At 71.3% G+C, this 12,561-nt stretch carries 11 protein-coding genes and 2 pseudogenes; 10 read left to right on the plus strand and 3 right to left on the minus strand.

Going from position 1 to position 12,561, the window contains the following annotated elements; all coding sequences use genetic code 11:
- Positions 1 to 25: 25 nt before the first annotated feature.
- Both BMY97_RS34005 and BMY97_RS34010 read left to right on the plus strand, forming a co-directional pair.
- A complete protein-coding gene (locus tag BMY97_RS34005) occupies positions 26 to 778 on the plus strand; it encodes an amino acid ABC transporter permease (protein WP_091625201.1) in 753 nt (250 codons plus the stop codon).
- On the plus strand, positions 775 to 1,521 hold the full coding sequence (locus BMY97_RS34010; RefSeq protein ID WP_091625204.1) for an amino acid ABC transporter ATP-binding protein: 747 nt from the start codon (positions 775 to 777) through the stop codon (positions 1,519 to 1,521). The genes BMY97_RS34005 and BMY97_RS34010 overlap by 4 nt, the downstream gene beginning before the upstream one ends.
- On the opposite strand, the gene BMY97_RS34015 is transcribed toward BMY97_RS34010, so the two are convergent.
- A complete protein-coding gene (locus tag BMY97_RS34015) occupies positions 1,518 to 2,309 on the minus strand; it encodes an SAM hydrolase/SAM-dependent halogenase family protein (protein ID WP_091625430.1) in 792 nt (263 codons plus the stop codon). The genes BMY97_RS34010 and BMY97_RS34015 overlap by 4 nt on opposite strands.
- Before the next feature lie 47 nt (positions 2,310 to 2,356).
- On the opposite strand from BMY97_RS34015, the gene BMY97_RS34020 reads away from it, so the two are divergent.
- From BMY97_RS34020 to BMY97_RS34040, 5 genes are all read left to right on the plus strand, one after another.
- Positions 2,357 to 3,247 carry a phosphoribosylaminoimidazolesuccinocarboxamide synthase gene (locus tag BMY97_RS34020; protein ID WP_091625207.1) on the plus strand — a complete coding sequence of 297 codons (891 nt, stop codon included), beginning with the start codon at positions 2,357 to 2,359 and terminating at the stop codon, positions 3,245 to 3,247.
- 65 nt (positions 3,248 to 3,312) lie between these two features.
- A complete protein-coding gene (locus BMY97_RS34025) occupies positions 3,313 to 4,134 on the plus strand; it encodes a helix-turn-helix domain-containing protein (RefSeq protein ID WP_091625209.1) in 822 nt (273 codons plus the stop codon).
- Between the two features lie 43 nt (positions 4,135 to 4,177).
- A complete protein-coding gene (locus BMY97_RS34030) occupies positions 4,178 to 5,038 on the plus strand; it encodes a patatin-like phospholipase family protein (RefSeq protein WP_245787633.1) in 861 nt (286 codons plus the stop codon).
- Positions 5,039 to 5,549: 511 nt separating this feature from the next.
- Entirely contained in the window at positions 5,550 to 6,020 is a 471-nt protein-coding gene (locus tag BMY97_RS34035) for an NADPH-dependent FMN reductase (RefSeq protein WP_245787645.1), read from the plus strand.
- Positions 6,021 to 6,109: 89 nt separating this feature from the next.
- Positions 6,110 to 6,817, plus strand: a complete 708-nt coding sequence (locus BMY97_RS34040) for a DUF2334 domain-containing protein (protein ID WP_177231672.1) — start codon at positions 6,110 to 6,112, stop codon at positions 6,815 to 6,817.
- A 44-nt stretch (positions 6,818 to 6,861) separates the two neighbouring features.
- Here BMY97_RS34040 and BMY97_RS34045 read toward each other — a convergent pair whose 3' ends face one another.
- The gene (locus tag BMY97_RS34045; protein WP_091625212.1) at positions 6,862 to 7,497 is read right to left on the minus strand and encodes an MBL fold metallo-hydrolase; all 636 of its coding nucleotides are present in this window, start codon (positions 7,495 to 7,497) and stop codon (positions 6,862 to 6,864) included.
- Between the two features lie 28 nt (positions 7,498 to 7,525).
- Complete coding sequence (locus BMY97_RS49665) at positions 7,526 to 8,917, minus strand: DUF5937 family protein (protein ID WP_425425364.1); 1,392 nt, start codon at positions 8,915 to 8,917, stop codon at positions 7,526 to 7,528.
- 150 nt (positions 8,918 to 9,067) lie between these two features.
- Between BMY97_RS49665 and BMY97_RS49670 the strand changes: the two are divergent.
- The 3 genes and pseudogenes from BMY97_RS49670 to BMY97_RS34070 all read left to right on the plus strand — a co-directional run.
- Positions 9,068 to 9,586, plus strand: a pseudogene (locus BMY97_RS49670) (hypothetical protein); the annotation flags it as partial.
- Between the two features lie 648 nt (positions 9,587 to 10,234).
- Positions 10,235 to 10,768, plus strand: a pseudogene (locus BMY97_RS49675) (MFS transporter); the annotation flags it as partial.
- Positions 10,769 to 10,961: 193 nt separating this feature from the next.
- Positions 10,962 to 12,458 carry an aldehyde dehydrogenase family protein gene (locus tag BMY97_RS34070; RefSeq protein WP_091625217.1) on the plus strand — a complete coding sequence of 499 codons (1,497 nt, stop codon included), beginning with the start codon at positions 10,962 to 10,964 and terminating at the stop codon, positions 12,456 to 12,458.
- The last annotated feature ends 103 nt before the right edge of the window (positions 12,459 to 12,561 follow it).

The following is a 12,561-nucleotide window of genomic DNA, read 5'->3' on the forward strand; positions in this document are numbered from 1 at the left end:
ACGGGCGAGCGGGGGTGCGTGAGGAGTGGACCAGTTCCTCAACACGTTCCTCAACTGGGACTACATCTGGCAGGTCTTCCCCGACCTGCTGAAGACCGGGCTGGTCAACACGTTGATCCTGGCCATCACCTCGTTCGTGATCGGCACCGCGCTGGCCGTGCCGCTGGCCATCATGGGGCTGTCCACCAAGCGGTGGCTGCGCTGGCCGGCGCGGGTGTACACGGACATCTTCCGCGGGCTGCCGGCGATCCTGACCATCCTGGTGATCGGCCAGGGCCTCGGCACGCTCGCGCGGCCGATCGTCGGCACCAGCCCGTACCCGCTGGGCATCCTGGCGCTGAGCCTGATCGCCGCCGCGTACATCGGCGAGATCTTCCGGTCCGGCATCCAGAGCGTCGAGAAGGGACAGCTGGAGGCCAGCCGCGCGCTCGGCATGAGCTACAGCCGGGCGATGCTGCTGGTGGTCATCCCGCAGGGCATCCGGCGCGTGCTGCCCGCGCTGGTGAACCAGTTCATCTCGGTGGTCAAGGACACCCCGCTGGTGTACTTCCTCGGCTTCGCCACCGACCAGCGCGAGCTGTTCCGCATCGGGCAGGACCTGACCGCCAACACCGGCAACCAGTCGCCGCTGGTCGCCGCCGGGATCGTCTACCTGGTGATCACCGTCCCGCTCACGCACCTGGTGAACTTCATCGACAAGCGCCTGCAGACCGGCCGGAAGGTGCAGGCCGCGCCGGACGACGGCGACCTCGTGGCCGGCGGAAAGGTGGCCTCGTGACCACGGCGGCGAAGGTGCGCTCCTCCAGTGTGGAGCTGCGCGACATCCACGTCAGCTTCGGCACGCTCGAGGTGCTGCGCGGGGTGGATCTGAAGGTCGAGAGCGGGAAGACGACTTGCGTGATCGGGCCGTCCGGCTCGGGTAAGTCGACCTTGCTCCGCTGCGTCAACCGGCTCCAGGAGCCCGCGAGCGGCGACCTGCTGCTCGACGGCGAGAGCGTGATCCGCTCGGACCCGGACGCCCTGCGTCAGCGCGTCGGCATGGTGTTCCAGCACTTCAACCTGTTCGGCCACCGGACGGTGCTGGACAACATCGTGCTGCCGCTGCGCAGCGTCCGCCGGCTGTCCAAAGAGGACGCCGTCGGGATCGCCCGCGCACGGCTGGCGGAGGTCGGCCTCGCGGACAAGGCGCCGTACCGGCCTTCCGCGCTTTCCGGCGGCCAGCAGCAGCGCGTCGCCATCGCGCGAGCCCTGGCCATGGACCCCGAGGTGATGCTGTTCGACGAGGCGACCAGCGCGCTGGACCCCGAGCTGGTCAAGGGCGTGCTGAACCTGATGGCGGGCCTGGCCTCGCGCGGCCTCACCCTGATCGTGGTGACGCACGAGATGGGCTTCGCGCGCAACGTCGCCGACGAGGTCGCCTTCATGGACGCGGGCCGCATCGTCGAGCAGGGCAGCCCGGACGCGATCTTCGACTCGCCGCAGAGCCCTCGGCTGCAGCACTTCCTTTCGCAGGTGCTCTAGGCCGTCGGCGACGCCGTGATCGTGCACTCCTGCCCCGAACCCAGGTCCAGCAGTGCGGCCGCCGAACCGCCGTTCACGGCGATCGCCAGCCGGCCCGCGGAGTCGGGGTAGAGCAGGTTGGCGCCCGGCGGCACGTCGCCGAAGGTGCGCCCGATCGTGGCGGGCACGGCCAGCCGCGTGCTGTGCACCGTGACCCCGCCGGTCAGCCCGGTCAGCTCCAGGTCGGCGGGGGTGGCGGCGAGCTGGACGTTGCCGAAGTGGTCGACCGTCAGCACGTCGGACACCAGTTTGCCGGGAAACGCGGCCACCAGCGGATCCGGCAGCCGGACCGGATCCGCCACGGCCGCGCCGAAGGACGCCGGGTCCGCGCCGAGCGCGAGCTGTGCGGCGACAGGCGCGAAGACGTCACGCCCGTGGAACGTCGCGTACGTCGGCTCCGGCGCTTCAATCGCGTACGCCGCCTTCACTCCGCCCAGCGCCTCCGCCGCGGGAAGCAGCAAGCCGTTGTCCGGCCCGACCAGCACCCCGCGCTCGGCCACCACGACCAGCCCGCGTCGCGCGGTGCCGACGCCCGGGTCCACCACCGCCAGGTGCACCGATTCCGGCAGCGACGGCACGGTCTGCGCGAGCACCGCGGCACCCGGCCGCACCTGCTGCGGCGGCACCAGGTGGGTGACGTCGATGACCCGGACGTCCGGCGCGAGCCGCGCGAGCACGCCGTGGCAGGCCGCCACGAAGCCGTCACGAAGGCCGTAGTCGGTGGTGAACGAGATCCAGCGGTAGGGCATGACCTGCATCATCCTCGCTTCGGAGGCGTCCGGGTTAGGGTTCAGCGGTGACGACGCTCGCCGAATACCCGCAGATCTCCGCCGGCAAGGTCCGTGAGTTGTACGCCGTCGACGACGACCACCTGCTGATGGTGGCGTCCGACCGCATCTCCGCCTACGACTTCGTGCTGGACACCCCGATCCCCGACAAGGGCCGGGTGCTCACCGCGATGAGCGTGTTCTGGTTCCGGCAGCTGGCCGACGTGCTGCCCAACCACCTCGTGGCCTACGACGACCCGCGCATCCCCGCCGAGGTCCGCGGCCGCGCGTTGCTGGTGCGGCGCCTGGACATGCTGCCGGTGGAGGCCGTCGCGCGCGGTTACCTGACCGGGTCCGGCTACTCGGACTACCGGCGCACGGGCGCGGTCTGCGGCGTGGAGCTGCCCGCGGGGCTGCCGGAGTCGGCGAAGCTGCCGTCGCCGATCTTCACCCCCGCGACGAAGGCCGAGCTGGGGGAGCACGACGAGAACGTCAGCTTCGAGGTCGTCGCCGGCCTTCTCGGCCGCGAGCGCGCCGAGGAGGTCCGCGAGGCCACGCTCGCCGTCTACCGCCGTGGCGCGGAGTTCGCCGCCGAGCGCGGAATCCTGTTGGCGGACACCAAGTTCGAGTTCGGCCGCGACGCTTCGGGCACGCTCGTGCTCGCCGACGAAGTGCTCACGCCGGACTCTTCGCGGTACTGGCCCGCCGAGGGTTACGAGCCCGGCCACGCGCAACCCTCCTTCGACAAGCAGTACGTGCGGGATTGGCTGACCGGCCCGGAATCCGGCTGGGACCGTTCCTCGAACACCCAGCCGCCGCCCCTGCCGGACACCGTGGTCTCCGCTACCAGGGCCCGTTATGTCGAAGCGTACGAACGAATTTCGGGACTGTCCTTGAAGGACTGGCCCACTTCGGAGTGACACGCGTTTCCGTAGGGAAACGGTCCAACCCGAAAAGTGTCAGATCCCCCTGAGACACTGCCCAAATGGTCGTACCCTACGCAACACCCCGGGCCAGAGCGCTCGGCCTGGAACTCCGCGCTGCCAGGGAGAAGCGCAAGCTCGGCGTGCGCGAGCTGGCCCGGTTGCTCGGCATCGCACCGGGCTTCCTCTCCAACTGGGAGCGCGGCGTCCGGCTGCCCAAACCCGAAGACGTCGGCGCCGTGCTCGCCCACTGCCGGATCGTCGGCGAAGAGCGCCACCGCATCGTCGAAATGGCCCGCGGCGCCCAGGAAACCAACTGGCTCGGCACCAGCACCGAGGGCGCGTACCTCGAGTGGGAGAAGACGGCCACCGCGCTGTTCGCCTGGGAACCACTGCTGGTGCACGATCTGCTGCAAACCAGTTCGTACTCGCGGATAGTGCTGCGCAGCCCCGGCGTGGAAAACGTCGAGCGGCTGGTGGCCGCGCGGCTCGCCCGCCGGGAGGTCTTCGAGCGCGGCAAGCTCGCCGAGTGCGCTGTCGTGCTGGGCGAAGCCGCGCTGCGCAAGCGCGTCGGCGGCCCGGAAGTGATGGCGGACCAGTTGCGCTACCTGCGTTCGGTGCTGGAGTACGACCACATCGACCTGCGGATCATGCCGCTCGACAACGACTACCACCCGGGGCTCAGCGGCGCCTTCTCGATCTTCGACTTCGCGGACCTGCCGACCATCGTCTACGAGGAGCTGTCGAACGAGAGCGCGCACAGTTCGAGCACCGTCCGCGTGCGGCACTACCGCTCCGCCGCGAAGTCCATTAAGGACCTGTCGCTGCGCGGCGACCGGGCGCGCGAGCTGATCGACCGCATCCTGCGCGGGCTGGTGGAGTGAGCGCCGCCGGGAATTGTCGGTGCCGGCTGGCACACTGATGATCGTGGACGGCGAGAGAGGACAGGACATGAGCGAGGCATTGGTACTGGGCGGCGGCGGAGTGGCCGGGATCGCCTGGATCACCGGGCTGCTCGCGGGGCTGGCCGAAGCGGGACAGGACGTCACCGGTGCGGGCCTGCTCGTGGGCACGTCCGCGGGCGCCACCGTGGCCGCGCAGCTGGGCAGCGGTCTGAGCCTGGAGGAGCTGTACGCGCGCCAGGCGGACCCGGCGCGCCAGAGTCCCGAGCTGATGGCGGAGCTGGACATGGAGGCCCTGGGGGCGCGGATGGCCGCCGCGCTGGGGGACACCACCACGTTCACGGAGATGCGCCGTGCGATCGGCGGGTTCTCGCTGGCCGCGGACACGGTGTCGGAGCCCGAGCGCCGCGCGGTGATCGAAGGCCGCCTGCCGTCACACGAGTGGCCGGAGCGCGCCTTGAAGATCGTCGCGGTGGACGCCGAGACCGGCGAGCCGCGGGTGTTCGACAACTCGTCCGGCGTGGGCCTCGTCGACGCCGTCGCCGCGAGCTGCGCGGTCCCCGGCATCTGGCCCCCGGCCACGATCGAAGGCCACCGTTACGTCGACGGCGGCGTCCGCTCAGCGGTGAACGCCGACTACGCGGCGGGCGCCTCGCGCGTCCTGCTGATCCTCCCACTGGGCCAGGACGAACCGCTGGCCAGCGAGAAACCCCTGGCCGAAGCCCTCGCCGACCTGCGCGCAGCGGGCGCCGAGATCGCGATCCTGGAGCCGGACGAGACTTCGCTCGCCGCCATCGTGACCAACCCCCTGGACCCCGCGTCCCGGACTCCCGCCGCCGAAGCCGGCCGCGCACAGGGGCGGACGGCGAAGCTCAACTGGTCTTGACGGCGCCTCGCCTGACGGCGCCTCGCCGCGCCTGCCTGCGCCTCGCCTGCCTGCGCTGCGCCTTGCCTGCCTGACGGCGCCTCGCCGCGCCTGCCTGGCGCCTCGCCTGCCTGCGCTGCGCCTTGCCTGCCTGCGCCGCGCTGCGCCTGACGGCGCCTCGCCTGGCGTTTGTCTGCCTACCTGCGTCGCCTGACCGTGTGTCGCCGGGAGGTTGCCTGCCTGCACCTTGCCCGAGCGCCTCACCTGACCTCCTGCACACGGACCGCGCGTCCTCGCCGGGCGGTGCCTTGCCCGAGGGTGCTTCGCCCGACGGCGCCTCGCCCGACACATCCCTTTCCTGACGTTGCCGCCGGATTGCCCGGCCGCCACCGGGGATGCGGGCTCGTCCGTCGCGGAGGCAGGCTCGGCCATCGCGGGAAAGCAGTCTCCTGACCCGCCTTTCGCTGGCACACTGGTCTTCGTGATCCTGCTCATCTGCGGCAGTCTGAGGGCGGGCTCGGGAAACGCGGCGGTGCTGGCGACCGCCGGGCGTTTCGCCGAGTCGAAGAGCTACGCCGGGCTGGCCGATCTCCCCCACTTCAACCCCGACGAGGACGTCGAGCCCCTGCACCCGGCCGTCGTCACCCTCCGCGCCGAGATCGCCGCGGCCGACGCCGTGCTGATCTGCACCCCCGAGTACGCGGGTGGCCTGCCCGGTTCGTTCAAGAACCTGCTGGACTGGACCGTCGGCGGCGGCGAGGTCTACGGCAAGCCGGTGGCGTGGATCAACGCCGCCTCCGTCGCGGCCCCGACCGGCGCCGCCGATGCCCACAACTCCCTGCGGAAGGTGCTCACGTACGCCGGCGCGCTGATCGTCGACGAGGCGTGCGCCCGCATCCCCGTGCCCCGCCACGCGGTGGCCGAGGGAGAGGTGACCGATCCCGACCTCCGCGGCCGGATCGCGGTGGCCGTCCGCCGTCTGCTGGAGGGTGCGAAAGCGTAGGCGCCGCCCTGGTCGGAGGGCAAAGTCTCACGTGTCTTTTCTGCGTAGTTCACGGCGTGGTCAGGCGGGCGCCACCGGCGTCGGGCCCAATGGTCTCCGTGGAAGCACGCCTGCTGGTATCGCTGTCCGGGACCACCCCGCGCACGCTGCACCGCTGCGCCGACCTCGCGGCCGAGCTGGAACGCCGCCGTGTCCCGCTCTCCATCCTGCACGTCGCGCGGACCGAGAGCGGCCCCGTCACGGCGTGGGTCCGCGGCCGCGCCGCCGCGGGTGATTCCGTGCTCCTGCACGGTTACGACCACCGCGTCGCGCCGACGCACCGAGCCGTGCAGCTGGGCCGGAAGGCCGAGTTCGCCGCGCTGCCCGCGCACGAGGCGCGCCTGCGCCTGATCGCCGCGAAGGCCGCGCTGGACACCACCGGCGTCACCGTCGACGGGTTCGCGCCGCCGCGCTGGCTCGCGTCGTCCGGGACGCTGCAAGCGTTGCGGGAACACGGTTTCACCCTCTGCGCGGACCTCGTCTCGGTACGCGACCTGGTGACCGGCGAGGTCCGGCGCGCCCGCGTGCAGGAGTTCGCCAGCCAGTCGCACCGCACCGAGACGGTCCGTTGTTTCGCCCTCGTGCTGGCGGCCGCGCGTGCCGCCCGTCGCGGCGGCTTGGTGCGCCTGGACATCGACGCCGTCGACCTCGCCCGCCCCGGCCTGCGCCAGGCCTTCCTGGACGCCGTCGACGTCGCCCTCGAGAACCGCGCCTTCGGCAGCACATACGGCTCACTGCGCGACACCGCCGCGGCCTGAGCCCTCGCCGTCACCGCCACGAATGCGGCGGTGACGGTTGAGCGTCAGACGTCGGTGAGTTCGCCGCGTTCGAGCACCTTGACCTCGGTGCCCTCGGGCGAGAGGTTGCCGAACAGGCCGTAGTGCATGCCCGGGTTCGCGAGCACCGCCTCGTGGATCGGCACGGCGCGACGCGGTGCGACGGCGCGCAGGAAGTCCACGGCCTCGCCGGCCTTGAGCCAGGGCGCGCCCGTGGGCAGCCCGAGCACGTCGATCTTCTGCTCGGGCACGAAAAACGAGTCGCCGGGGTGGTAGAAGGCGCCGTGGTCCACCACGTAGCCGATGTTGGGGATCTGCGGGATGTCGCTGTGGATCACGGCGTGCCGGCCGCCCACGACGTTCACCGCGGTGGCGCCGATTTCGAAGGCGTCACCGGGATTGGCGACCTCGAACCGCAGGTTGAGCTTCTCCACCGTCTCGGCCGAGCCCGGGTCGACGATCAGTTTCGCGTCCGGGTTCGCCGCCAGCACCTTCGGCAGCCGCTCGCCGTCGATGTGGTCGAAGTGCTGGTGGGTGATGAACACGGCCGACAGCTCGCGCTCGTCCTCGAAGCCGGTCGAGAACGTGCCCGGGTCGATCAGGATCCGCTCGCCGTCGGTCTCGAGCAGTACGCAGGCATGTCCGAAATGGACGATCCGCATCAGGATTCTCCTTCACACATGGTCACTTTCAGCTTATGCCTGCGCAAAGAGCGTCGCCAAGCTCGGTCCGCCGGTAGAGCACGCGGTGCCCGCTGCGGTCGGACGCGGCCAGTCTCGCCGCCCGCAGCGCCGTGAGGTGCGCGGAGACGGTCCCGGCGGCGAGGCCCAGTCGCTCGGCCAGCTCCGCGGTGGAGGCGGGCCGGTCCAGCGTGGTGAGCAAGGTCGCCTTGGTTCGCCCGAGCACCCCGGCCAGCGCGTCCGGCGGTTCCGTGCGCGCCGTCCAGAGTTCGCCGACGCCGCGAGCGGGGTAGAGCAGCGTCGGCTGCCACGGCGGAACGGTCACGACCCCCACCGACGGCCAGGTGAACACACCGGGCACCAGCAGCAGCCCGCGCCGGTCCAGCTCCAGCCGCTCCCGCGCGGCGACGTCCACCAGCACCGAGTCGCCCGCCACGCGCACCCGGGGATGCAACCCCTCGAACACCGCCGCGACGCCATGCTCCCCGAGCACCCGCGTCCGGTGCCGGATGTCGGCCGCCAGCACCTCCCGAAACCGCGGCCACCGCGGTGAGATCAACCGTCGCCACACAAGTTCCAGCTGATCCGCAAGCACATCCCGAGCGACGGCCGGATCGGACGGCAACCCCCGCAAATCGGCGTCCACCATCCCCAACTCCAACGCCACCTGCCCCGGCGGCGTACTCCGCACCACCTCGAGCTGCACCTCCACCCGAGTCTCCGCCGACTCCGGCGGCGGACTGAGAAACTCAGTGACGTAATGCCGCCCCCGAAGGACCGCCGCCAACTCTGGGATCACGAGATCCTCGAGGTCGCCAAGACCGCCAAGATCGCCAAGACTGCCAGACCTGCCGAGGCCGCCGACGCCGCCGCCAACGCCGCTGACGCCGCCGCCAACGCCGCTGACGCCGCCAGGGCTGCCGAGGTCACCAACCCCGCCAACCCCGCCAACCCCGCCAACCCCGCCAACCCCGCCAGCGCTGCCGGGGTTGCCGAGGCCGCCGCCAACGCCGCCCACACCGCCGACACCGCCGACACCGCCGACACCGCGAAGGCTGCCAGCGCTGCCAGCGCCGTCAGGGCTGCCGAGGTCGCCAACGCTGCCAGCGCCGCCAACGCTGCCACGGCTGCCGAGGTCACCAACGCCGCCAAGACCGCCTGCGCTGCCAAGACCCCCAACGCCGCCAGGACTGCCAACGCCGCCGACCCCGCGACTGCCGGTGGCATGTCTGTCGCGCCCGGGCGCGCGGGCGCCGGGGTTGTCACTGTTGAACCCCGCAGTCCATGGCCGGTGTGCCGGGTGGCCGCGCATCCCGAGCAGCGTTTGGACAGCGCCGAGCGCTTCCTCCAGCGGCGAGATCGCGAACCGCACCCCCGCCGTGCTCAGCACCAGCTCCAGCATTCGCTGTCTGCACCTCCAAGATTCGGCCTCACCCGAATCAGTGTCCTGCCCGAGGGCGGCGACGTGAAGCTCTCAGCCATGGCTCTCCTGACTCATCGAGCGTATTGGCGCTGGTCGGCGGGTGTGCAGCTGGCGCGTCTGCCCGGCGCGATGGCTCCGTTGGCGTTCACTGTGCTGGCCACGTCCGTCACGGGCTCGTACCGCCTCGGCGGCGTGATGATGGCGGTGTACGTGGTGGCCGAAACAGCGGGAGCCCTACCCGTCGGACGTCTCCTGGACCGCATCGGCCCAGCCCGGGGCCTGCGTATCTCGCTGCCGCTAGTCGCACTGAGCCTGGCGGCCCTGACCATCGCCGCCTGGGTGAGCACGAACGACCCGTCGATGCCCTTGCCAGGCGCTCCAACGGAAACCACGCCGGTCCCCTGGACGAACGCGCTGGCGCTGATCGCCCTGGTGGCCCTACCCGGCATCCTGGGCGCCGGCCTGTCCGGCGGCTTCCGCTCACTCCTGGCCACCACCGTGGACGACGCCCTGCTCCCCCGAGCCGTAGCAGTGGACGCAATGCTCCTGGACGGCATCCTCATCACCGGCCCCGCCCTCGTCGGTGGGCTGGCCCTGCTGGATCCGCTCACCCCGTTGGCCGCCATGGCCATCGCCTGCTGCGCCGCCGCACTGCTGGTACCCGGCCGCCGCTCCGCCACCCCACCGCCAACGCACCAACCACGACCTCCGGTCCCGCCACTCGATGCGGATCCGCCACGACCTCCGGTCCCGCCGCGATCGGTTGGCTCACCGCTGTCTCCGGACGGGCGGCGATCCGCGGATTCGTCGCGGTCTGTGGACCCGCCGCTGTCTCCGGATCGGCCGCGCCCTGCGGATCCGCCGCGATCGGTTGGCTCGCTGCTGCCTCCAGCCCCGCCGCGACCCGCGGATCCACCGCAACCCGGCGCGATGCCCACCAACCTGAGGCCAGACCGCGACCCACGGCCAGCGCCGCGACCAATTCCCGCAGTCCCCGCGGACTCGGTGCACCGCCAGGACTCGCTGCACCGTCTGGACCCACCGCACCACTCGGACCCGCCGCACTGCCCAGCGCCGTCGCATTGCCTGGATCCGGCGCACCGGCTGGACCCACCGCGCCACCCGGCGTGCCACCCGGACCCGGCGCGCCGCCCGTCGCACTGCCCAGCGTCGTCGGATCGCCCGGATCTGGCGCACCACCAGGCGCACCGCCCGGGCCCGCAGCATCGCTCCGAGTCGTCCGTAGCGGGGTGGGGCGTTGGTGACAAGGTGGCCGTCGCGCGTGGTTTCGGTGCGAGGGTCCCGCTCGGGCGTTGTCTGCCGTGGTTGGCGTGCCAGTTCACTGTTGGGTTGTTGCTCTCGACGATCGAGGTTGCGCCGTTGCCGCTGGTGCAGCGGCTTGGTGCGCCGGACAGCTTGGCGCCGTTGGTTGTGGCCGTGTTGTGTGGGGCCAGTATCGCGGGGAGTGGCCTCTACGCGTGGCGCGGAAGTGCCTGGCGGCCCCGGTTGTTCCTGGGGGGCTTCGTCGTGGGTGGGACGGTCGTCGCCGCGGGGCTTGGGTGGTTCGGGCTGATGGTCGGGGTGGTGTTGGTGGGCGTCGCGACGGGGCCGCTCGTTGCGGTGGCCTCGGTGAACATGCAGCGGTTACTTCCGAAGGGTCGCCGGTCGGAGGGGTTCTCGCTGTCGTTCACGGTGCAGTCCTGCGGGTTCGGTCTGGGGGCGCTGGCCGTCGGGGTGCTGCCGTTGTGGCTTGCCCCGCTGCCGGGCGTCGCGGCGGCTCTCTTCACCGCCACCCGGCTGAGGGATTCTTGCGAGGCATCGCCTCGGTGACCACACGAGTCACTTCTGCCCCTCCCATCACACCTGACGGCCATCCCATTCAGGCTCCGAGCTGGGCACGGCGTGGCTACCCTTTCCCCCGGGCGCCCCCGATGCGATGCTGGCGGTGAGTCTCGGGCGAGTATTGGCACTGCGTCAGCAACCTCGTAGCCTGGGCCGTAGCCGAGAGCAAGGGGAGACGCCGATGACCGCCGTCCAGCCGAAGCCGACTTCGGTCGGCGAGACCTTCGATTCGCTCAGCCCGGCGACCGACGAGGTCGTGGGCACGTACCCGGTGCACAGCGCCGAAGACGTGCGCGCCGCCGTCGACAGCGCTCGCGCCGCGGCCGAGTGGTGGGACGGCCTCGGTTACGCCGGCCGCGCGGATCGGCTCCGGCAGTGGAAGGGCGTGATCACGCGACGCCTGCCGCAGCTGTGCCAGGTGGTGCGCGACGAGACCGGGAAGCCGATCGCCGACGCCCAGCTCGAGAGCGTCCTGGCCATCGAGCACATCGCGTGGGCAGGCAAGCACGCGCGCAAGATCCTCGGCAAGCAACGCCGTTCGGCCGGCTTGCTGATGTCGAACCAGGCGGCGACGGTGGAGTACCGGCCGCTCGGCGTGGTCGGTGTGATCGGCCCATGGAACTACCCGGTGTTCACCCCGCTCGGCTCGATCGTGTACGCGCTCGCGGCCGGCAACGCCGTGGTGTTCAAGCCCAGCGAGTACACCCCGGGTGTGGGCAAGTGGCTTGTGGATGCTTTCGCCGAGATCGTCCCGGAGCACCCGGTGCTGCAGCTCGTGACGGGCTTCGGCGAGACCGGCGCGGCGCTGGTCGGCGCGGGTGTGGACAAAATCGCCTTCACCGGATCCACCGCCACCGGCAAGAAGATCATGGCGGCCGCGGCCCAGACGCTCACCCCGGTCGTGATCGAGGCCGGCGGCAAGGACCCGGTGCTCGTCGACGCGGACGCGGACCTCGACGCCGCCGCCGACGCCACCGTGTGGGGCGCCTTCTCGAACTCCGGCCAGACCTGCATCGGCGTCGAGCGGGTGTACGTCCACGAACGGGTGCACGACGAGTTCGTGGCCAAGGTTGTGGAAAAGTCCCGCGACATCCGCGCGGGCTCCGACGAAGACGCCCAGTACGGCCCGGTCACGATGCCCTCGCAGCTCGCGGTGATCCGCCGCCACATCGCCGACGCCATCGAACGCGGTGGCCGCGCGGTCATCGGGGGCGTCGACTCCGTCGGCGATCGTTATGCCCAGCCCACCGTGCTGGTGGACGTTCCCGAGGACTCGGAGGCCGTGCGCGAGGAGACCTTCGGCCCGACCGTGACGATCGCCAAGGTCCGCGACATGGACGAGGCTGTGGACAAGGCCAACGCCACCAGGTACGGCCTGGGCTCGACGGTCTTTTCGAAGTCGCGCGGCGTGGAGCTCGCGAACCGGCTCCGCACCGGCATGACGGCCATCAACGCGCCGCTGTCCTTCGCCGGCATCGCCTCGCTGCCCTTCGGCGGCGTCGGCGACTCCGGCTTCGGCCGGATCCACGGCCCGGAAGGCCTGCGTGAGTTCGCCCGGTCGAAGGCCGTCGCACGGCAGCGTTTCACCGCGCCGCTCACGCTGACCTCCTTCGACCGCAAGGAATCCACAGACGCGCTGGTGGCCAAGCTGATCACCATCATGCACGGTAAGCGTTAGGTCCGACCCAGTCATTCCCGCACATCGACCGGAAGCCGACTGCGGCCGGTTGCCCGTGGCCAGGTGGGTTGTCCACACCCGGTCGACGGCCGTGGTGTGCCGC

Origin of the sequence: Amycolatopsis saalfeldensis, assembly GCF_900110575.1 — a bacterium.
Lineage (GTDB): Bacteria > Actinomycetota > Actinomycetes > Mycobacteriales > Pseudonocardiaceae > Amycolatopsis > Amycolatopsis saalfeldensis.